The following is a 22351-nucleotide window of genomic DNA, read 5'->3' as shown; positions in this document are numbered from 1 at the left end:
GTTCGCCTCCCTTACGCCTTCTCGATGTTAACTAAAAACGCTTTATATTCTGGCGTTTGCGAGTTGGAATCACCGACATTTGGCGTCAGGGTGTTCGCGATATAGCCTTTACGCGCAACCCCTTCAAAGCCCCAGTGCAGCGGAATACCCACGGTTTCAACCTGCTGACCATTGACGTTCAGCGTTTGCAGACGTCGGGTCACCACGGCAACCGCCCGGATAAATCCACGTTTGCTGCTGACTTTCACTGCGTCGCCGTTGGCAATTCCTTTCGAGGCCGCCAGGTTTTCGCTGATTTCCACAAACTGCTCTGGCTGAGCAATCGCGTTCAGCAGTGCGTGCTTGGTCCAGGTGTGGAAATGTTCGGTCAGACGATAGGTTGTACCGACATACGGGAACTGATCTTTCTTGCCCATACGCCGCGCATCTTCTTCGTACAGACGAACGACCGGGCTGGAGATCACGTTCGGGTGCAGCGGGTTGGTGCCCAGCGGCGTTTCCATCGGCTCGTAGTGTTCCGGGAACGGCCCTTCCGCCAGCTTATCGATGGCGAACAGACGTCCCAGCCCTTCCGGCTGCATGATAAACGGCCCGGTTGCGCTACCCGGTGCGGCGGTGTTGAAGTCCGGGATATCGTTCCCCGTCCACTTCGATCCGTTCCACTGAATCAGCATCCGTTTCGGGTCCCACGGTTTACCCTGTGGATCTGCCGAGGCGCGGTTATACAGTACGCGGCGGTTCAGCGGCCATGCCCATGCCCAACCCAACGTATTGCCGAGACCTGACGGGTCGGCGTTGTCACGGTTAGCCATCTGGTTGCCCTGCTCGGTCCAGCTGCCGGTATAAATCCAGCAGGAGGACGACGTCGTTCCGTCATCGCGTAACTGGGCAAAACTGCTCAGTAACTGACCTTTCTTCGCCAGCAGGATGCCGTTGGCGTCATAGAGATCTTCCAGCGCGTAGCCGTTGTTCTCTTTCGCAATCTCTTCAGACTCAGGATGATCCGGCTGTTTGTAGTCCCAGCTCATCTTCAGTAGCGGTTCAACGCCTTTACCCCCTTCGCTGCGATACATCTCACGCAGACGGTGGTAAATACCGGCCAGAATTTGGCCGTCGTTGCGGGCTTCGCCCGGCGCATCCTGACCTTTCCAGTGCCACTGCAACCAGCGGCCAGAGTTGGCGATAGAGCCATCTTCTTCGGCAAAACAGGTTGACGGCAGACGGAAGACTTCAGTCTGGATCGACGCAGGATCGACGTCGTTAGACTCGCCGTGGTTCTGCCAGAACGTGGAGGTTTCCGTCACCAGCGGGTCAATGACCACCATGTACTTCAGCTTGCTCAGCGACTGCACCACTTTGTTTTTGTCCGGGAAGGACGCAACCGGGTTAAAGCCCTGACAGATGTAGCCGGTCACTTTACCGCTATCCATCATGTTGAAGTATTTAATGACGTCGTAGGCCTGATCCCACTTCGGCAGCCATTCAAAGCCCCAGTCATTCTCTTTCTGCGCCGCATCGCCGTAGAACGATTTCATCAGACTGACGAAGAACTTCGGATAGTTGCCCCAGTAGTTCACCTGGTCGGCCAGCGTGGCTTTCGGCGTGTTTGCGCTCAGATAGGTTTGCAGATCCGCCTGCTTCTCGGACGGCAGAGTCAGATAACCGCTCAGGCTGGTGGAAAGCAGACCTAAATCCGTTAACCCCTGGATGTTAGAGTGGCCGCGTAAGGCGTTGACGCCGCCGCCTGCCATCCCCATGTTGCCGAGCAGCAACTGGATCATCGCCATCGTACGGATGTTCTGCGCACCAACGGTATGTTGCGTCCAGCCCAGCGCGTACAGGAAGGTAGTGGTACGATCGGCGGCGCTGGTGGAGGCCAGCACTTCACACACTTTCAGGAAATCGGCTTTTGGCGTACCGCAGATGTTTTCGACAACATCTGGCGTATAGCGGGAAACGTGTTGTTTCAGCAGATTCCATACGCAGCGCGGATGGCTCAGCGTCTCATCACGTTTTGCATAGCCGTTTTCGTCGAACTGATAGTTCCAGGATGACTTGTCATACTGGCGTTTTTTGGCGTCGTAGCCGCTAAACAGACCATCATCGAAAGCAAAATCGTCCCGCACCAGCAGGCTGGCGTTGGTGTAATGCTTAACGTATTCGGCATTGATTTTATTGTTTTCAATCAGATACAGCAGTACGCCGGACAGGAAGGTAATGTCTGTACCGGAACGAATAGGCGCGTAAATATCCGCGACCGAGGCTGTACGTGTAAAACGTGGATCGACGACAATCAGCGTGGCGTCGTTGTTGTTTTTCGCTTCTATCGCCCAGCGGAATCCCACCGGATGTGCTTCAGCGGCGTTACCGCCCATCACCATAACGACGTTGGCGTTTTTGATATCAACCCAGTGGTTGGTCATCGCACCGCGACCAAATGTTGGAGCAAGACTTGCTACCGTTGGTCCGTGTCAGACGCGTGCCTGGTTGTCTACTGCCAGCATGCCGAGGGAACGCGCGAACTTCTGCGTCAACATGCCTGTTTCGTTACTGGCGGCGGAGGCGCAAAGCATCCCCGTGGAAAGCCAGCGGTTTACCGTTACACCCTGTTCGTTCTTTTCAATAAAGTTGGCGTCACGGTCGGCTTTCATCAGCTTTGCGATGCGGGTGAACGCGTCATCCCAGCTAATGCGTTGCCATTTATCTGAACCGGGCGCGCGATACTCCGGGTAACGCAAGCGGTTTTCACTGTGTACATAGTCCAGCAAACCTGCGCCCTTCGGACACAATGCGCCACGGCTGACCGGATGATCCGGGTCCCCTTCGATGTGATAAATTGCTTCTTTTGCGTTTTTTGCTCCATCGCCCAGGCTATACATTAATAGCCCGCAACCTACGGAACAGTATGTGCAGGTGTTTCGGATCTCTTTAGCGCGTAACAGCTTATAATTTCGCGCTTGAGCCAGTGCCATTTTGGGTGCAAAACCCAGAGCAGCGACTGTTGTTCCCGCCATACCGCCCGCGCAGATTTTAAAAAATTGTCTGCGGCTGACGTCCATTGCTTTCCTCTTTTTTCCAGGGATGTAACTTCGCGAGGAAACTAACAGCAATATCCATAACTTTTTTGCGTCAAATCAATAACGAATCGGTTCCGCTACTAAATAGTTCTTTTTGTCGAGTTTATATACCACCAAAGGAGTATCAGAAAGACAATGAATTAGCGCGGGAAGGTGTAAAAGTGCTATAAATTTCAGCGATATTTTTTTGACCAGGAATGGGGATAAACGGAGAGAATGACGACACAAAAAGCAACGTTAATTGGACTTATTGCCATCGTACTCTGGAGCACGATGGTCGGGCTTATTCGTGGGGTAAGTGAAGGACTTGGGCCTGTTGGCGGCGCCGCCGCTATTTATTCGCTAAGCGGATTATTGCTCATCTTTACCGTTGGGTTCCCCAATATTCGTCGTTTTCCTGTTCGTTATTTAATCGCTGGCAGCGTACTGTTTGTCAGTTATGAAATATGTCTGGCGCTCTCGCTGGGATATGCAGCAACGCGTCACCAGGCGATTGAAGTCGGCATGGTCAACTATTTATGGCCCAGTCTGACGATTCTTTTTGCTATTTTGTTCAATGGACAAAAAACAACCTGGCTGGTTGTTCCTGGATTAATTGTCGCGTTAACTGGCGTCTGTTGGGTTTTAGGCGGTGAACATGGACTCCATGCTGATGAAATTATCAGCAATATTGCAACCAGCCCATTAAGCTATTTTCTCGCTTTTCTCGGCGCGTTTATCTGGGCAACCTACTGTACCGTCACTAACAAATATGCCAGAGGATTTAATGGTATTACGATATTTGTCCTCCTCACTGCTGCAAGTTTATGGGTACATTATTTTCTGACGCCGCAGCCGGAGATGATTTTTAGCACGCCTGTCGTTATCAAACTGTTTTCTGCTGCCCTGACGTTAGGATTTGCTTATGCAGCATGGAACGTGGGTATTTTGCATGGCAACGTCACGATTATGGCTGTGGGGTCCTATTTTACCCCGGTGCTGTCATCTGCGCTGGCCGCTGTCCTGTTAAGCGCGCCGCTGTCATTTTCATTCTGGCAAGGTGCGGTTATGGTGTGTGCGGGTTCCCTGCTTTGTTGGTTAGCGACGCGTCGCGCCTGAAGTCAGTGGTTGGGGCGGATTATCTTTCGAGTTCTGTGGCTGCCCCGACTCTCTTCCTGCTGTATTAATTTCGGTTAAATGAATATTGCGATCGGCGTTATTTCTTCGAAAATTCTTATTTGCTTTTTTTCTGGCTTCTTGCCATATAGTTATTTAAATGAAAATTTGTTGTTGCTGATGAATGGCGAACGGAGTGTATAATACTTCATCACTTGTTTTGTTTTTGTTAAAATTATGATATTCAATTGATAAAATAAAGCATTTTATGTTCATTTGTAACTGTATTTTCGTATATAGTCAGCAAGCGTGACTAGAGACAATAAAACCATCACCCGCAAAACAATTCCTTTTGAAAATATATTATCTCAGGATATACCCACCTAAAATTAATACCATGAGATCTATTATGTAGATCTGGATCACACAACTTCAAATAATTTGTAATCTTATGAAACTTATTATTGAATTAGTACCACGACGTCTATTAAAAATAGTCTGCCATTGACAAGCGGCCTCGTTTAGAAATGGTTTAGGAAACACGCTAAGAAAATTATAAGGATTAATTAAAATGAAACTTAAATTAGTTGCAGTGGCAGTGACTACCCTGTTGGCAGCAGGTGCGGTAAACGCAGCTGAGGTATATAACAAAGATGGCAACAAACTGGACCTGTACGGTAAAGTTCACGCTCAGCATTACTTCTCTGATGATACCGGTAGTGATGGTGATAAAACTTATGCGCGTCTGGGCTTCAAAGGTGAAACTCAGATTAACGACCAACTGACCGGTTTCGGCCAGTGGGAATATGAATTTAAAGGCAACCGTTCTGAAAACCAGGGTTCTGACAAAGACAAAACTCGTCTGGCATTTGCAGGCCTGAAATTCGCTGAATTTGGTTCCTTCGATTATGGTCGTAACTACGGTGTTGCATATGACATCGGCGCATGGACCGACGTTCTGCCTGAGTTCGGTGGCGATACCTGGACCCAGACTGACGTGTTCATGACTGGCCGTACTACCGGCGTTGCAACTTACCGTAATACTGACTTCTTCGGTCTGGTTGAAGGTCTGAACTTTGCTGCTCAGTACCAGGGCAAAAACGACCGTGACGGTGTTCAAGAAGCTAATGGTGATGGTTTCGGTCTGTCTGCAACTTATGAATACGAAGGCTTCGGTGTAGGTGCTACCTATGCGAAATCTGACCGTACTGACAAACAAGTCAATGCAGCAAGCAATTTTAACGCTAACGGTAAAAATGCAGAAGTATGGGCAGCAGGTCTGAAATATGATGCAAACGACATCTATTTGGCTGCAACTTACTCTGAAACGCTGAACATGACCACTTTCGGTGACGATCATATTGCTAACAAGACTCAGAACTTTGAAGCTGTTGCTCAGTACCAGTTCGACTTCGGTCTGCGTCCGTCCATCGCTTACCTGAAATCCAAAGGTAAAGACATCGGTAGCTGGGGCGACCAGGATCTGGTTGAATACATTGATTTAGGTGCGACCTACTACTTCAATAAAAACATGTCTACCTTCGTTGATTACAAAATCAACCTGCTGGACGATACCAACTTCACTAAAGATGCTCGTGTGAGCACTGACAACGTGGTTGCTGTTGGTCTGAACTACCAGTTCTAAGTCTGTTGTAGCGTAATTCTAAGCCAGTCCATAGCGGGCTGGCTTTTTATCTTGTTTTGTATGCCTCGGTCATAAGGAGTATGCCGTGCAAACGTTCACAGGACGTTGCCTCTGTGGGCAGAGTCATTTCACCGTTGACGTTGAAATGCTCGATGTTTATGCCTGTCACTGCACGCTGTGTCAAAAATGGTCTGGTGGTATTGCGATGTACCTGGAAGCCTGCGGTCGTCCGTTTATGGCTCCCCATTCACCAGAGCCCTCTCACTTCTCTTCTTCTTCGCGTGGCGAACGCTACTTCTGTTCAGGTTGTGGGTGTCCGCTGTGGTTCCGGCTGACGGAAAGCGACCGCTATTTTATGCCCTGGACGCTGTTGGAATTAACCGAAGATGAACGGCGTCGTCTGATCCTGGCAGCCGAAATCTATACCGAAACGCAACCTGCGTTCTGGCGGTTGACGGGGCAATACGCTCGCCTGAGCGGTAAAGAGATCGAAGCGATGGATTACCCCTGTCAATTAGCACATTAGGTTAGCCGCGTTTTACTTTTGCCAGACTAAACCACATCCCTACTGCTAACAGAATTAACATGCTTCCGGCACTGCTCAGCGCCACGCTGTGCGACCAGGTAAACGCCTGTCTGGCGGCGTCCAGTATCGCCTCACCGAGTGAAGGCGAGAGCGTATCCGCCAGCTGCACCGCTTCTCCCATTGACGACGATGCGCGTTCGATTTCCTCTGCGTTCAGGCCGGAAGGAAGCAGGATAGATGCGGAAAAGCTGCGGCTTAACAACAAGCCAAAGATCGCAATGCCAAGTCCGGCGCCCAGTTCATAGGCCATGGTTTCTATCGCCCCGGCCGCCGCCGCTTTTTCTGCGGGTGCAGCGGCCATAATGGCGGCGGTAGAGGCGAGCAACGCGCTGGCGGCGCTAAAACCCAGCAGCGCCATCAGGCACCAGGCCTGCCATTGCTGCGTGCTGAAATCCGTCATTGCCAGGCCATAAAAGCTCAGCGCGCTTAGCGCCATGCCGCCAGTCGCCACTGTTCGCAATCCCAGTCGTGAAACCAGCATCCCGGCAAGGGGGCCGCTGAATCCACTTGCGAGCATCACCGGCAGCATAAACAGCCCTGCTTCATACGGCGTTAAGCCATGAACAAACTGAAGCTCCTGCGCCATCAGCAACTCGAAGCCGACCAGCGTGATCATCGCCGTCATTGCCATCACAACGCCGCTCAGAATGATGCGATGCGTAAACAGACGCATATCGATCATCGGGCGTGCTGCCGCGAGCTGCGTGCGGATAAACATGCCCAACAACAGCGCGCCGATCATCAGCGTCAGGGCGATAACGCCGCTGGCCAGTTGCCCTTTCAGCGCGGTTTTCGCGCTGTATACCAGCAGCAGGATGGCGATAATCAGCATGACCGCATGGCTAAAGTTCAATGGCTGATCGCGGCGACCGGACTGGCGAGGCACAAAGCGCGCCGTTAACGCCATCACCGCCAGGACAATGGGCACATTGATCAGGAAGACCGATCCCCAGTAAAAGTGCTCCAGTAACATACCGCCGACCAGCGGGCCGAACGCGGCGCCGCCCGACCCTACGGCCGCCCAGACGCCAAGCGCCATATTACGGTGACGGGCCTCAGAAAACGTGGCGCGGATACCGGCCAGCGTCGCCGGAACAATCATCGCCGCGCCGATAGCCAGAATCGCACGGGTAGCGATCAGCCAACTGGCGCTGTGGGCGAACGCTGCCGCCAGCGACGCAAGACCGAATAAGCCTCCCCCCAGCAACAGCAGGCGTTTAAAGCCGATTCGATCGCCCAGCGCGCCCATCGGCAATACCATCCCTGCCATCACCAGAGAATAAATATCAATGATCCACAACAGCTCGTTGCCACTGGCGCCCAACGTCATGCTCAGCGTGGGTGCGGCAACGTGCAGCACCGTTGCATCAATCGCAACAGGGATGTAGACCAGTACAATAATCATTAACGTTAACCACTGACGAAACATAAAACGTCCTTTGAAAGCAAAAAACTGAACACATGTTCAACTCTCGCGATCCTACGGAAAGTTGAACGTATGTCCAGCTTTTTGTTACACTGCGCCAACTGCGAAAATGGGAGAAAGCCATGAGTTATCTGAATCGGGATGAGCGCCGTGAGGTGATCCTGCAAGCGGCAATGCGCGTCGCGCTGGAAGAGGGATTGAGCGGCATGACGGTAAGGCGAATCGCGCAGGAAGCCGGCGTCGCGACCGGGCAACTCCACCACCATTTCAGCAGTTCGGGCGAGCTTAAATCTCAGGTATTCGTTCGTCTGATTCGCACCTTGCTGGATGCCAGCCTGGTGCCCGAGCACTGCACCTGGCGCATGCGGCTGCACGCCATGCTGGGGAGTGACGATGGCGGATTAGAGCCCTACATTAAACTCTGGCGGGAAGCGCAGATCCTGGCGGATAACGACCCGGAAATTAAAAGCGCCTACCTGCTGACCATGCAAATGTGGCATGAAGAAACGACCGCCATCATTGAAGGCGGTCAGGAGGCAGGAGAATTTTCATTGGCCTCAGCCGCCGCTGATGTCGCCTGGCGATTAATCGCATTAGCCTGCGGGCTGGACGGCATGTACGCCCTCGGTATGCCTGAAATGACCGACCCTGCCTACCAGCAGCATCTGGACTGCATGATTACACTGGAGTTATTTCGCTGATGTTATGCGTTAGTTAATAATGCATCTTTTGTGTTTACATTTGGTAACACTTAAGCAACTTATTAACCGCCCTTCACTCCTCGTGGTCTCGCTTTTTTATCTATCCTTTCAATCAATATTCTTAAAAGTCTTCAATAAATTCTAAAAAGGGCCCGCGCGCCCTTCCTGGACTTATTTCTTTTTTTTTCATGAACGACGTGTGCGTGTGAGGGCAATATGGCGCTACAAAATGAGAAAAATAATCGTTATCTTTTGAGTGACTGGAGGCCAGAACAACCCGCTTTCTGGGAAAACAAAGGTAAACACATTGCCCGAAGAAATCTTTGGATATCAGTGGCTTGTTTATTGCTCGCATTCTGCGTCTGGATGTTATTTAGCGCCGTCGCCGTTAATTTGAATAAAATTGGTTTTAATTTCACCACTGACCAGCTCTTTTTATTAACCGCCTTACCTTCGCTGTCTGGGGCTATATTACGCGTGCCCTACTCCTTTATGGTACCTATATTTGGCGGGCGTCGCTGGACGATTTTTAGCACAGTTATTCTGATTATTCCCTGTATCTGGCTCGGTTTTGCGGTGCAAAACACATCCACCCCTTTTGGAGTATTTATTATCATTGCGCTGCTGTGCGGTTTTGCTGGCGCTAACTTTGCCTCCAGTATGGGCAACATCAGTTTTTTCTTCCCGAAAGCAAAGCAAGGTAGCGCCCTCGGCGTGAACGGCGGTTTAGGCAACCTTGGCGTCAGCGTGATGCAACTTGTCGCCCCGCTGGTGATTTTCCTGCCCATGTTCACTTTTCTGGGCGTACAGGGCGTGCCGCAGCCCGATGGCTCGCTGCTTTCGCTGACGAACGCCGCGTGGATCTGGGTGCCGTTATTGCTTATCGCGACCCTCGCAGCCTGGACCGGGATGAATGATATCGCCAGTTCGAAAGCCTCTGTCGCGTCTCAACTGCCGGTGCTGAAACGCTTTCACCTTTGGCTGCTCAGCCTGCTCTATCTCGCCACCTTCGGTTCTTTTATCGGTTTCTCCGCAGGATTCGCCATGCTGGCGAAAACCCAGTTTCCCGACGTCAATATTCTGCAACTGGCCTTCTTTGGCCCGTTTATCGGCGCGCTTGCGCGTTCTGCGGGCGGCGTTATTTCTGACAAGTTCGGCGGCGTTCGCGTCACGCTGATTAACTTCGTTTTCATGGCGCTGTTTACCGCCCTGCTGTTTCTGACATTACCGGGCTCCGGCTCAGGAAGTTTTATCGCCTTCTATCTGGTGTTTATGGGGCTTTTCCTGACGGCGGGCCTGGGAAGCGGCTCGACCTTCCAGATGATTGCGGTCATTTTCCGCCAGATCACGATCTACAGGGTGAAACTGCGCGGCGGCTCAGATGCGCAGGCCCAGCGTGAAGCCGTGACCGATACGGCCGCCGCCCTCGGTTTTATCTCTGCGATTGGCGCAGTCGGCGGTTTCTTTATCCCTAAAGCTTTTGGTTCTTCTCTGGCGTTGACCGGCTCGCCGGTTGGCGCCATGAAAATCTTTCTGGTGTTTTACATCGTTTGCGTACTGGTGACCTGGCTGGTTTATGGTCGCCGTAAACCGGCAGCAACAAAAAAATAAAACATATTCATCACAGGTTCGGACGTAGGCCGGATAAGACGCCGGGCGTCGCCATCAGGCAATCGCACAGCGCCTTATCCGGCCTACAAGACCGCCTGACACATTATGGAGCAGGAGAAATGTCATGAGTAAACTGTTGGATCGCTTTCGCTATTTTAAGCAAAAAGGCGACACTTTTGCGGACGGTCACGGTCAGGTGATGCACACCAACCGGGACTGGGAGGACAGTTATCGTCAGCGCTGGCAGTTCGATAAAATCGTGCGCTCCACGCATGGTGTGAACTGCACCGGCTCCTGTAGCTGGAAAATCTACGTTAAAAATGGTCTGGTGACCTGGGAAACGCAGCAGACGGACTACCCCCGAACCCGCCCGGATCTGCCTAATCATGAACCGCGCGGCTGCCCACGCGGCGCCAGTTATTCCTGGTATCTCTATAGCGCTAACCGCCTGAAGTATCCGCTGGTGCGTAAACGCCTGATTGAACTGTGGCGTGACGCCCTTTCCCGCCAGCCTGATCCGGTACTGGCGTGGGAGTCGATCATGAACGATCCGCAAAAGTGCCAAAGCTACAAGCAGGTGCGCGGACGCGGTGGGTTTATTCGTTCTAACTGGAAAGAACTTAATCAACTGATCGCGGCGGCCAACGTCTGGACCGTCAAAAATTATGGCCCTGACCGTGTCGCCGGGTTCTCGCCGATTCCGGCGATGTCGATGGTCTCCTACGCCGCCGGAACCCGCTATCTTTCATTGCTCGGCGGAACCTGCCTGAGTTTCTATGACTGGTACTGCGATCTGCCGCCCGCATCGCCGATGACGTGGGGCGAGCAAACCGATGTCCCGGAATCCGCAGACTGGTACAACTCCAGCTATATCATCGCCTGGGGCTCTAACGTGCCGCAAACGCGCACGCCGGACGCGCACTTCTTCACAGAAGTGCGTTACAAAGGCACCAAGACAATTGCCATTACGCCGGACTACTCAGAAGTCGCCAAGCTGTGCGACCAGTGGCTGGCGCCGAAGCAAGGTACTGACAGCGCGCTGGCGATGGCAATGGGCCACGTCATCCTCAAAGAGTTTCATCTCGATAACCCCAGCGACTATTTCCTGAATTACTGTCGCCGCTATACCGACATGCCGATGCTGGTCATGCTTGAAGCGCGCGAAGACGGCAGCTATGTGCCGGGTCGCATGATGCGGGCGTCCGATCTGGTCGACGGGCTGGGTGAAACCAATAACCCGGAATGGAAAACCGTCGCTTATAACCGCGCGGGTGAACTGGTGGTGCCGAACGGCTCTATCGGCTTTCGCTGGGGCGAGAAAGGCAAGTGGAATCTTGAGCCGCTGGCGGCAGGCAACGAAACGGAACTGACCCTCTCCTTGCTGGGCCAGCATGATGATGTCGCTGGCGTGGCGTTCCCTTACTTTGGCGGTAATGAGAATCCGCATTTTCGCAGCGTGAAGCAAGAACTGGTTCTGGTGCGCCAGTTGCCGGTGAAGCGTCTTACCCTGGCCGATGGCAGCCTCTGCCCGGTCGTCAGCGTCTACGACCTGGTACTGGCGAATTATGGCCTGGATCGTGGTCTGGATGACGATCACAGCGCCAAAGATTACGCGGAAATTAAGGCCTACACTCCCGCCTGGGGCGAACAGATTACCGGCGTACCGCGTCGTCACATCGAAACGATCGCCAGGGAATTTGCCGATACCGCGCATAAAACGCATGGCCGTTCCATGATCATCCTCGGTGCCGGTGTGAACCACTGGTATCACATGGATATGAACTATCGCGGGATGATTAACATCCTCGTATTCTGCGGCTGCGTGGGGCAAAGCGGCGGCGGCTGGGCGCACTACGTGGGGCAGGAAAAGTTACGCCCACAAACCGGCTGGCTGCCGCTGGCGTTTGCGCTGGACTGGAACCGCCCGCCGCGTCAGATGAACAGCACGTCGTTTTTCTATAATCACGCCAGCCAGTGGCGTTATGAAAAACTGACCGCGCAGGAACTGCTGTCGCCGCTGGCTGATTCCTCACGCTTTACCGGCCATTTAATTGATTTCAACGTGCGAGCTGAACGTATGGGCTGGCTGCCCTCCGCGCCTCAGCTCAACCTCAACCCGCTCACGCTGAAAAGCAAAGCGGAACAGGCCGGATTATCCCCTGCTGATTACACCGTACAGGCGCTGAAGTCGGGAGATATTCGTTTTGCCTGCGAGCAGCCGGACAGCGGTAAAAACCACCCGCGCAACCTCTTCGTCTGGCGCTCGAATTTGCTGGGTTCATCCGGCAAGGGGCATGAATACATGCTCAAATACCTGCTGGGCACTGAAAGCGGCATTCAGGGAGAGGCGCTGGGGTCCAGTGACGGCGTCAAACCGGAAGATGTGGAGTGGCAAACGGCCGCCATTGAAGGCAAGCTCGACCTGCTGGTGACGCTGGATTTCCGCATGTCCAGCACCTGCCTGTTCTCGGATATTGTGCTGCCGACCGCCACCTGGTATGAAAAAGACGACATGAATACCTCGGATATGCATCCGTTTATTCATCCGCTGTCTGCTGCCGTTGACCCGGCGTGGGAATCGAAAAGCGACTGGGAAATCTACAAAGGGATCGCCAAAGTGTTCTCCGACGTCTGCGTGGGGCATCTTAGCAAAGAAACCGATGTGGTGCTGCAACCGCTACAGCATGACTCCCCGGCAGAGCTGGCGCAGCCGTTTGATATTCTCGACTGGCGCAAAGGCGAATGCGATCTGATCCCCGGTAAAACCGCGCCGAACATCGCGGTGGTGGAACGCGACTATCCGGCGACGTATGAGCGGTTCACCTCCCTCGGCCCGTTGATGGATACGCTGGGCAACGGCGGGAAAGGCATTTCCTGGAATACGGAAAACGAAGTCGATTTCCTCGGTAAACTCAATTACACCAAACGCGAAGGCCCGGCGAAAGGTCGCCCGCTGATTGACACCGCGCTGGACGCCTCTGAGGTCATCCTTGCGCTGGCGCCGGAAACCAACGGCCAGGTGGCAGTCAAAGCCTGGGAGGCGCTGGGCGCGATTACCGGGCGCGATCATACTCATCTGGCGCTGAACAAAGAAGACGAGAAAATCCGCTTCCGGGATATTCAGGCCCAGCCGCGCAAAATTATCTCCAGCCCGACCTGGTCCGGTCTTGAAAGCGAGCATGTCTCTTACAATGCCGGGTACACCAACGTCCATGAGCTGATCCCGTGGCGCACGCTGTCCGGTCGTCAGCAGCTCTATCAGGATCACGCCTGGATGCGCGCCTTCGGGGAAAGTCTGGTGGCCTACCGCCCGCCGATTGACACCCGTAGCGTCAGCGAAATGCGCGAAATCCCGCCGAACGGTTTCCCGGAAAAAGCGCTGAACTTCCTCACGCCGCACCAGAAATGGGGCATTCACTCCACCTATAGCGAAAACCTGCTCATGCTGACGCTGTCGCGCGGCGGGCCGATTGTCTGGATCAGTGAAACCGATGCCCGTGAGCTGGGCATTGAGGATAACGACTGGATCGAGGCCTTCAACGCCAACGGCGCCCTCACCGCGCGTGCGGTGGTCAGCCAGCGCGTGCCGCCGGGTATGACCATGATGTACCACGCTCAGGAACGCATCATGAATATCCCGGGTTCTGAAGTCACGGGAATGCGCGGCGGGATTCACAACTCCGTTACGCGCGTCTGCCCGAAACCGACCCATATGATCGGCGGCTATGCGCAGCTGGCCTACAGCTTTAACTACTACGGTACGGTCGGATCGAACCGCGACGAGTTCATCATGATTAGAAAAATGAAAAATATTAACTGGCTGGATGATGAAGGTCGGGATCAGGTACAGGAGGCGAAAAAATGAAAATACGCTCACAGGTAGGCATGGTTCTCAACCTTGATAAGTGCATCGGCTGCCACACCTGCTCCGTCACCTGTAAAAACGTCTGGACCGGGCGTGAAGGTATGGAGTACGCGTGGTTTAACAACGTTGAGACAAAACCCGGTATCGGCTATCCGAAAAACTGGGAAGATCAGGAGGAGTGGCAAGGCGGCTGGGTTCGCGATGTCAACGGCAAGATAAGACCGCGTCTGGGCGGCAAGATGGGCGTTATCACCAAAATCTTCGCCAACCCGGTGATCCCGCAAATCGATGATTACTACGAACCGTTTACCTACGATTATCAGCATCTGCACAGCGCGCCGGAGAGCAAAAACCAGCCCACCGCCCGCCCGCGTTCGCTGATTGACGGCAAAAGGATGGACAAAATTGTCTGGGGGCCAAACTGGGAAGAATTGCTCGGCGGAGAATTTTCAAAACGTGCCCGCGATCGTAACTTCGAGAAGATGCAAAAGGAGATGTACGGCCAGTTCGAAAACACCTTCATGATGTATCTGCCGCGTCTGTGCGAGCACTGCCTGAACCCAAGCTGTGTGGCGACCTGCCCGAGCGGCGCGATTTATAAGCGTGAAGAAGATGGCATTGTGCTGATCGACCAGGACAAATGTCGCGGCTGGCGTCTGTGCATCAGCGGTTGTCCGTACAAAAAAATCTACTTCAACTGGAAAAGCGGCAAATCAGAAAAATGCATTTTCTGTTATCCGCGTATCGAATCCGGTCAGCCGACCGTCTGCTCGGAAACCTGTGTTGGCCGTATTCGCTATCTCGGCGTGTTGCTGTATGACGCGGACCGCATTGAAGAAGCGGCCAGCACCGAACACGAAACCGATCTCTATGAGCGTCAGTGCGACGTGTTCCTTGACCCGAACGATCCGGCGGTGATTGAAGAAGCGCTGAAACAGGGTATTCCGCAAAACGTGATTGAGGCCGCTCAGCGTTCCCCGGTCTACAAAATGGCGATGGACTGGAAGCTGGCGCTGCCGTTACACCCGGAATACCGCACCCTGCCGATGGTCTGGTACGTGCCGCCGCTGTCGCCAATTCAGTCTTATGCCGATGCTGGCGGCCTGCCGCAAACCGAAGGTGTGCTTCCGGCGATCGAAAGCCTGCGTATTCCGGTGCAGTACCTTGCCAATATGCTGAGCGCAGGCGATATCGGCCCGGTGCTGCGCGCCCTGAAACGGATGATGGCGATGCGCCACTATATGCGTTCGCAGACGGTGGAAGGCGTTACGGACACCCGAGCTATTGAGGAAGTCGGCTTAAGTGTGGAACAGGTGGAAGAGATGTATCGCTACCTGGCGATCGCCAACTACGAAGACCGTTTCGTGATCCCAACCAGTCACCGCGAAATGGCGCGTGACGCCTTCCCTGAGCGTAACGGCTGCGGCTTCACCTTCGGCGATGGCTGCCACGGTTCCGACACCAAATTTAACTTGTTTAACAGCAGCCGCATTGACGCCATCAACATCACCGAAGTACGCGATAAGGCGGAGGGCGAATAATGCAGATCCTCAAGATTATCGGCTTGCTGATGGAGTACCCGGATGAGCTGTTGTGGGAGTGCCGTGACGACGCCATCGCGCTTATTCGCCATGACGCGCCAATGCTCACCGACTTCACCACTGAGCTGTTAAACGCCCCGCTGCTGGATAAGCAGGCGCAGTGGTGCGAAGTCTTTGATCGCGGGCGCGCGACGTCGCTGTTGCTGTTTGAACACGTTCATGCGGAATCGCGCGATCGGGGCCAGGCGATGGTCGATCTGCTGGCCCAGTATGAAAAGGTGGGACTGCAACTTGACTGCCGCGAGTTACCCGACCATCTGCCGCTCTATCTGGAGTATTTGAGCGTGCTGCCGGAAGCAGAAGCGCGGGAGGGATTGCAGAACATCGCGCCGATCCTCGCGCTGCTGGGCGGGCGTTTAAAACAACGGGAAACGCCGTGGTATCAGCTGTTTGACGCCCTGCTGTCGCTGGCAGGTAGCCCACTTTCCAGTGACAGTGTCACGCAGCAGATCGGCGGCGAGGCGCGTGACGATACGCGCCAGGCGCTGGATGCCGTCTGGGAAGAGGAACAGGTGAAGTTTATCGAAGATAACGCCACCGCCTGTGACAGTTCTCCGTTACAACACTATCAACGACGCTTTAGCCAGGACGTGGCGCCACAGTATGTCGACGTCAGCGCGGGAGGCCCGAAATGATACAGTACCTGAACGTCTTTTTTTACGACATCTACCCCTACCTCTGCGGCACGGTGTTTATTCTCGGCAGTTGGTTGCGCTATGACTACGGGCAGTACACCTGGCGAGCCTCGTCCAGCCAGATGCTGGACAAACGCGGCATGGTGCTATGGTCAAACCTGTTCCATATCGGCATCCTGGGGATCTTCTTCGGCCATCTGTTCGGTATGTTAACGCCCCACTGGATGTACGCCTGGTTCCTGCCCATTGCGGTGAAACAGCAAATGGCGATGATTCTTGGCGGGGTCTGCGGCGTGCTGACGCTGGTCGGCGGCGCTGGTCTGCTGATTCGGCGCCTGTTTAATCAGCGCGTGCGCGCCAGCTCATCCACGGCGGATATTTTGATCCTCTGTATCCTGCTGATCCAGTGCATCCTCGGGCTGACGACAATACCGTTCTCCGCGCAACACCCGGACGGAAGCGAGATGCTGAAACTGGTCGGTTGGGCGCAGGCGGTTGTGACGTTCCAGGGCGGCGCTTCGGCGCATCTGGACGGCGTGGCGCCAATTTTCCGCGCGCATCTGGTGTTGGGAATGACCATCTTCCTGATTTTCCCGTTCACGCGTCTGGTGCATGTCTGGAGCGCGCCGTTTGAGTATTTCACCCGCCGCTACCAGATTGTCCGCTCACGTCGCTGACCCCATGCCCGGTGGCGCGACGCTTACCGGGCCTACAAAATACTCCCTGTAGGCCGGATCAGGCGTAAGCCGCCATCCGGCGCAAAACGTTATTTCCCTGCCTCCGGGTGGGTATCAAACGCCGCCATGACGGCCGCTAATTCCGCCTCGGTAAACCCGTGCTTCGCATCATCGACTCCCAGCCCAAACTGCTCCTGCAATAGCGCGTAAAGCGACGCCACATCCGGCACATTACGCTGTTCTATCGCATGGCCTTCCTGATAATGGGTGAAATGGAAATTGGTCAACGTCAGCTTACCGCCATCCGGCAAATGGCGGCACATCAGCAGGTGATGGCGAAAATGCGACTGCGGCCAGTGCGCTGACCAGAAGTTGCCCATCACGTAATCGCTCTGCTGCTGAACCCCCAGATCGAAGCAATACATCGACTGCCAGTGATCGTGATGGCGGAACTGCAAAATCCAGTTATTCCCCTCTTGTCGCAAACGGTATTTGCCATGCGGCGTCTGTTGTTCACATTCTGCCTGCAAACGGATGGGCGCGGTCAATGTCTGCCCGCCAAATCCGACGTCTGCAATCCACGGCTCGCCTTGCAGTTCGACCAGTAACAGCCGGTGCGTACGTGGCGGCAAGCTGGTCGGGTTTGTCAGTACGACGCGCCCCAGCAGGCTGCGCACGGTAAAGCCTGTCTCCCGTAAAGCACGCTCAAACAGCCCATTTTGTTCGAAGCAATAGCCGCCGCGACGGGCGGTCAGCAATTTTTCCTCCAGCGACAGATCGTCGAGCTGAATTTCGCGTGGCAGTAAGACATCCAGATTTTCAAACGGAATGGTGCTGTTATGCTGCAAATGCAGCGCTCGTAAAGTGTCAAGATTAGCTTCGGCAGCGCCCGACCAATTTATGCGGGCAAAATAGGCGGTCAAAAAAGACGTCATAAGGCATTCCTGTCTGTAGGGGTTCACGCAAAAAAGCTGATTCTACGCTGATGGCGGCAATCTGTTACCCCGCCGCCTGACGTAATATGTCACAGATGCGGTTCTCAACCTGGAGTATGATTGATTTTTGGCGGTATTACGTACAATAACGTGCGTTGCACATGTATCCTTTAGCCACTATTTTCAATAGTGTCGTTACGATAAGACGATAATCCCCCTGAACGAGGCATACCTATGAGTCGTTTTCGTCCTGTAGAGCTACATCATGCCAGCCGTCTGTTAAATCACGGCCCGACGGTTCTGATCACCAGCCGGGACGATCGCACGGAGCGGCGGAATGTTATGGCGGCGGCGTGGTCTATGCCCGTCGAGTTTGAGCCTCCCCGTCTTGCCATTGTGCTGGATAAAACCACCTGGTCGCGCGAGCTTATAGAACGCAGCGGTATGTTTGGCATCGTGATTCCCGGCGTAGCGGCAACGAACTGGACGTATGCGGTAGGCAGCGTCTCTGGCCGCGAAGAAGATAAATTCAACTGCTATGGCATCCCGGTGGTAAAAGGCCCGGTGCTCGGTTTACCCATGATCGAAGAGAAATGCCTCGCCTGGATGGAATGCCGACTGCTGCCCGCAACGTCGGCACAGGAAAAATATGACACGCTTTTTGGCGAAGTGGTTTCGGCGGCGGCGGATGAACGTGTTTTTATTGAAGGCCGCTGGCAGTTTGATGACGATAAACTGAATACCCTGCATCATTTAGGCGCGGGAACCTTCGTTACCTCGGGCAAAAAAATTACCGCGGGCTGAAGGCGAAATGCCCTCCGGCATCCCCGTTTATCATCCACTCTTCAGATAACGCTATGGCTCAGGATAACAGAAAAGCGAAACATACCATTTGGACCACTCGCGAGGATATGGTGAGACGGGGAATGGCTCTCAGCCTGCCGTGGTTTGCTTTTGTGAATATCAGTTTTGCGCTGATGATCTTTTTTCGTGACGCGTTATTCCACGATACCCACGCGCGCTATCTGGCAGAGATGCGTATTGTCCGCACTATTGATGACGCCGTTATCGGCATTATGCTGGTCTGTGCCCTGCTGTTGATTACCTCCCGGCGGCAATCCTGGCTGACGCAGGGATTATTAATCATCCTTAGCCTGTTCTGGTCCTGGTGCAGTTATTATTTCATCAGCCACTGGCAATTAACGTTCGCCTATCCTCTCTGTGCGGTGTTATTACTCAGCGCCGTGATCGCACTCTATTTTCATACGCCGAGCGTACTCGCTTTTCTGCTCCCGCTATGGCTGACCGTCCCCGTCGCCAGCGTTGTTTTGAATCAGAAAGTGAATATTCATTTCACGGTGATCTGGGGCATTTTCTCGCTTATTTTGCTGGGCGGCCGTTTTATGCTGATTCGCTGGTTTGATGAAGCCTGGCGACAGAATCAACACAACAACCTGCTTATTTCGCGCCTGGATAACCTTGCGCATCGCGACGCGCTCACCGGTACGGCAAACCGGCGCGCAATGGAAAAACTGCTGCATAGCGCAACGGCGCAGCAAAATGCGTTTGCGCTGATCATGCTCGATGTCGATTTTTTTAAACGCTATAACGACGCCTACGGGCACCCGGCCGGCGATGCCTGCCTGAGTCAGGTCGCGGATATACTCGCTCAGTCGGTGCGTAGCCCGGAAGATGTGGTCGCCCGGTATGGCGGCGAAGAGTTCGCTGTTATTTTGTTTGACGCGACGTTGCAAGACGCAGAACGCGTGGCGGTGAGAATACAACAAGCGCTGGAAGCGGCGGCGATCCCTCACCCGGCGTCAACGGTAAGTGACAGCGTCACGGTAAGTCAGGGTATCGCCTGCTCAGAGAAAGGCAAAACCGCTGAACAGACGATAGCGGATGCCGATGCTGCGCTGTACCGGGCCAAAGAGGCCGGACGGAATCGTTGGGCGCGCTGACGGCCATCATCGGCGCCGCCCGTGCTAAATGATGTCGTTATTTTTCAGCACCGTCTGGAGCGGTGGATGCTGGCAGACCGCATCGGCAATCGCGCTAATGTTCGGGGCGTTGTCCTGAAACCAGTCATGGCCCGGCCCCCAGGTGCGCATCACGCACAGATAACAGTCCAGTAGCGTTAGCTGCCCGCCAAAGGCGTAGGGTTCCGCTATCAGCCGATCGTTGAGCCACATATACAGCGCCTTACGGTATTCAAGGCAGCTTTTCTTCAACTGCTCCGGGGCATTTTGCACCCAGCGTTCAGGGTAATCAGCATACGTGAATGTGGGATAAACGTTCGCTACCAGCCAGATTAACAAACGCTGAAACTGCTGACGCTCGGCGTGTCCGACCGGCGGCGCGAGATCGGGACGGCGATCGAGGATCATCAGCGCAATGGCGGCGCTCTCCGTCATGATTGCTCCGTTTTCCAGCACCAGCGTTGGAATCTGGCATAGCGGGTTGAGCTTCTGGAGCAGATCCCGCTGCGGCCCCTCGGCATCAAACCCCTTCACATCGATAAATTGATACGGAATCTCCGCCAGAGTCAGCATGACTTCGCTAATTGCCGAGCCCCAGCCGGGTACGCCATAAACTTTGATCATGCGGCCTCCACAACGTGTAAAACGCTAAGTGTAGTTGATTCACCGTGCTACTGGCTGAATCGTGACCACAGCGCGGCTGAGCTGACCACACGTAAAAGCACGACGTCTTAACGCTGTGCTTCCGGGTATGTTTTGCGTCGTTTAACAATTGCAGGTAGGATGCTCCGCCGATGGTTTTATCCCTACCACAGAATGATGGGAAAAACCGTTTCAGCGTTAGCCAGGCAATCGTTTGGTTAGCAAAAGGTGCGGCACAAAAAGTATCTCTTCTGTCCGACAGGTCAACAGGTAACACAATGAAAACACACAATACAAACGCGCTTGAACAACATGCCGCGAAACGACGCTGGTTGAACGCCCATGAAGAGGGTTATCACAAGGCGATGGGCAACCGACAGGTACAAATGATTGCCATTGGCGGCGCAATTGGCACCGGATTGTTTTTAGGGGCTGGCGCACGACTGCAAATGGCTGGCCCTGCCCTGGCACTGGTTTATCTGGTATGCGGTATTTTCTCATTCTTTATTCTTCGCGCGCTCGGCGAGCTGGTTTTGCATCGCCCTTCCAGCGGCAGCTTCGTCTCCTACGCCCGTGAATTTTTAGGCGAGAAAGCGGCATACGTCGCAGGCTGGATGTACTTCATCAACTGGGCGATGACCGGGATCGTCGATATCACCGCAGTAGCGCTGTATATGCACTACTGGGGCGCATTCGGCGACGTTCCGCAATGGGTGTTTGCCCTGGGCGCGCTGGCGATCGTGGGCACAATGAACATGATTGGCGTGAAGTGGTTCGCCGAGATGGAGTTCTGGTTCGCGCTGGTAAAAGTGCTGGCGATTGTCCTGTTTCTGGTTGTCGGCACAATCTTTTTAGGAAGCGGTAAACCGCTGGATGGCAACACTACAGGCTTCCATCTGATCACCGATAACGGCGGGTTCTTCCCGCATGGCCTGTTGCCTGCTCTGGTGCTGGTTCAGGGCGTTGTCTTCGCCTTCGCGTCGATTGAGCTTGTTGGTACGGCGGCCGGAGAGTGCAAAGATCCGCAAACGATGGTGCCAAAAGCGATCAACAGCGTGATCTGGCGTATTGGCCTGTTCTATGTCGGTTCCGTTGTCCTGCTGGTGTTGCTGCTGCCGTGGAACGCGTATCAGGCCGGTCAGAGTCCCTTCGTGACCTTCTTCTCAAAACTGGGCGTGCCTTACATCGGCAGCATTATGAACATTGTGGTGTTGACGGCGGCCCTCTCCAGTCTGAATTCAGGTCTGTACTGCACCGGCCGTATTTTACGTTCGATGTCGATGGGCGGTTCCGCGCCGAAGTTTATGGCGAAAATGAGTCGTCAACAGGTGCCGTACGCCGGTATTCTGGCGACGCTGGGCGTGTATGTCATCGGGGTGTTGCTCAACTATCTGGTGCCTTCTCAGGTCTTTGAAATTGTCCTTAACTTCGCATCGCTGGGTATTATCGCCTCCTGGGGCTTCATCGTGGTGTGCCAGATGCGTTTGCGTAAGGCGATTAAAGAAGGCAAAGCGGCTGACGTCAGCTTTAAGTTACCGGGCGCGCCGTTTACCTCCTGGCTTACCCTGCTGTTCCTGCTGAGCGTTCTGGTGCTGATGGCGTTTGATTACCCTAACGGCACCTATACCATCGCTTCACTTCCGCTGATTGCCATTCTGCTGGTCGCTGGCTGGTTTGGCGTGCGCAACCGCGTGGCGGAAATTCACCGTACCGCGCCGGTTGTACCGCAGGAAGAGAGTAAGCAGGACATGGTATTACGAGAAGAGACGGCGAGTTAACACTGGCTGCCCGGTGGCGTGACGTTTATCGGGATGTTGTTACGCAGTAAAAAGGAGGGGCTTGTCCCTCCTTTTTACTTAATGCTTACAGCGTTATT

Annotated in this window: 16 protein-coding genes; 12 read left to right on the top strand and 4 right to left on the bottom strand. The window is 54.0% G+C overall.

Annotation, left to right across the window (positions count from 1 at the left end):
* Positions 1-11: 11 nt before the first annotated feature.
* Positions 12-3059, bottom strand: a complete 3048-nt coding sequence (fdnG, locus tag OGV83_RS15365) for a formate dehydrogenase-N subunit alpha (RefSeq protein WP_286463953.1) — start codon at positions 3057-3059, stop codon at positions 12-14.
* Positions 3060-3293: 234 nt separating this feature from the next.
* Between fdnG and yddG the strand changes: the two genes are divergently transcribed.
* The 3 genes from yddG (at position 3294) to OGV83_RS15350 (ending at position 6343) form a co-directional block, all read left to right on the top strand.
* Positions 3294-4175 carry an aromatic amino acid efflux DMT transporter YddG gene (yddG, locus tag OGV83_RS15360; protein WP_012132385.1) on the top strand — a complete coding sequence of 294 codons (882 nt, stop codon included), beginning with the start codon at positions 3294-3296 and terminating at the stop codon, positions 4173-4175.
* 568 nt (positions 4176-4743) lie between these two features.
* Positions 4744-5817, top strand: coding sequence for a porin OmpD (gene ompD, locus OGV83_RS15355; protein ID WP_012132382.1), 1074 nt, complete (start codon positions 4744-4746; stop codon positions 5815-5817).
* A gap of 85 nt (positions 5818-5902) precedes the next feature.
* Positions 5903-6343 (top strand): GFA family protein, encoded by a 441-nt coding sequence (locus OGV83_RS15350; protein WP_488212037.1) that lies wholly within the window; start codon positions 5903-5905, stop codon positions 6341-6343.
* A 1-nt stretch (position 6344) separates the two neighbouring features.
* On the opposite strand, the gene OGV83_RS15345 is transcribed toward OGV83_RS15350, so the two are convergent.
* On the bottom strand, positions 6345-7832 hold the full coding sequence (locus OGV83_RS15345) for an MFS transporter (RefSeq protein ID WP_115614788.1): 1488 nt from the start codon (positions 7830-7832) through the stop codon (positions 6345-6347).
* Between the two features lie 119 nt (positions 7833-7951).
* On the opposite strand from OGV83_RS15345, the gene OGV83_RS15340 reads away from it, so the two are divergent.
* The 6 genes from OGV83_RS15340 (at position 7952) to narI (ending at position 16919) form a co-directional block, all read left to right on the top strand.
* The gene (locus OGV83_RS15340; protein ID WP_286463951.1) at positions 7952-8530 is read left to right on the top strand and encodes a TetR family transcriptional regulator; all 579 of its coding nucleotides are present in this window, start codon (positions 7952-7954) and stop codon (positions 8528-8530) included.
* A gap of 216 nt (positions 8531-8746) precedes the next feature.
* Entirely contained in the window at positions 8747-10141 is a 1395-nt protein-coding gene (locus OGV83_RS15335; protein WP_012132378.1) for a NarK family nitrate/nitrite MFS transporter, read from the top strand.
* Positions 10142-10265: 124 nt separating this feature from the next.
* Positions 10266-14006 (top strand): nitrate reductase subunit alpha, encoded by a 3741-nt coding sequence (locus tag OGV83_RS15330; protein WP_248622958.1) that lies wholly within the window; start codon positions 10266-10268, stop codon positions 14004-14006.
* On the top strand, positions 14003-15547 hold the full coding sequence (gene narH / locus OGV83_RS15325) for a nitrate reductase subunit beta (RefSeq protein ID WP_286463948.1): 1545 nt from the start codon (positions 14003-14005) through the stop codon (positions 15545-15547). The genes OGV83_RS15330 and narH overlap by 4 nt, the downstream gene beginning before the upstream one ends.
* The gene (narW, locus tag OGV83_RS15320; protein ID WP_012132375.1) at positions 15547-16242 is read left to right on the top strand and encodes a nitrate reductase molybdenum cofactor assembly chaperone; all 696 of its coding nucleotides are present in this window, start codon (positions 15547-15549) and stop codon (positions 16240-16242) included. The genes narH and narW overlap by 1 nt, the downstream gene beginning before the upstream one ends.
* Positions 16239-16919, top strand: coding sequence for a respiratory nitrate reductase subunit gamma (gene narI / locus OGV83_RS15315; protein ID WP_012132374.1), 681 nt, complete (start codon positions 16239-16241; stop codon positions 16917-16919). The genes narW and narI overlap by 4 nt, the downstream gene beginning before the upstream one ends.
* 89 nt (positions 16920-17008) lie before the next feature.
* Here narI and nhoA read toward each other — a convergent pair whose 3' ends face one another.
* Positions 17009-17854 carry an N-hydroxyarylamine O-acetyltransferase gene (gene nhoA, locus OGV83_RS15310; RefSeq protein ID WP_047463652.1) on the bottom strand — a complete coding sequence of 282 codons (846 nt, stop codon included), beginning with the start codon at positions 17852-17854 and terminating at the stop codon, positions 17009-17011.
* 234 nt (positions 17855-18088) lie between these two features.
* On the opposite strand from nhoA, the gene OGV83_RS15305 reads away from it, so the two are divergent.
* Together OGV83_RS15305 and OGV83_RS15300 are read left to right on the top strand one after the other, a co-directional pair.
* Positions 18089-18658 (top strand): flavin reductase family protein, encoded by a 570-nt coding sequence (locus tag OGV83_RS15305; protein ID WP_049009885.1) that lies wholly within the window; start codon positions 18089-18091, stop codon positions 18656-18658.
* A gap of 107 nt (positions 18659-18765) precedes the next feature.
* Complete coding sequence (locus tag OGV83_RS15300) at positions 18766-19815, top strand: GGDEF domain-containing protein (RefSeq protein ID WP_286464023.1); 1050 nt, start codon at positions 18766-18768, stop codon at positions 19813-19815.
* A gap of 24 nt (positions 19816-19839) precedes the next feature.
* On the opposite strand, the gene OGV83_RS15295 is transcribed toward OGV83_RS15300, so the two are convergent.
* Entirely contained in the window at positions 19840-20457 is a 618-nt protein-coding gene (locus OGV83_RS15295) for a glutathione S-transferase family protein (protein ID WP_200026664.1), read from the bottom strand.
* A 296-nt stretch (positions 20458-20753) separates the two neighbouring features.
* On the opposite strand from OGV83_RS15295, the gene ansP reads away from it, so the two are divergent.
* A complete protein-coding gene (ansP, locus tag OGV83_RS15290) occupies positions 20754-22253 on the top strand; it encodes an L-asparagine permease (RefSeq protein ID WP_024130324.1) in 1500 nt (499 codons plus the stop codon).
* The last annotated feature ends 98 nt before the right edge of the window (positions 22254-22351 follow it).

Origin of the sequence: Citrobacter sp. CK189 (assembly GCF_030333505.1) — a bacterium.
Taxonomy (GTDB): domain Bacteria; phylum Pseudomonadota; class Gammaproteobacteria; order Enterobacterales; family Enterobacteriaceae; genus Citrobacter_B; species Citrobacter_B koseri.
Note: the sequence above shows the minus strand (reverse complement) of the source record. Positions and strands in the feature narration are given on the sequence as shown.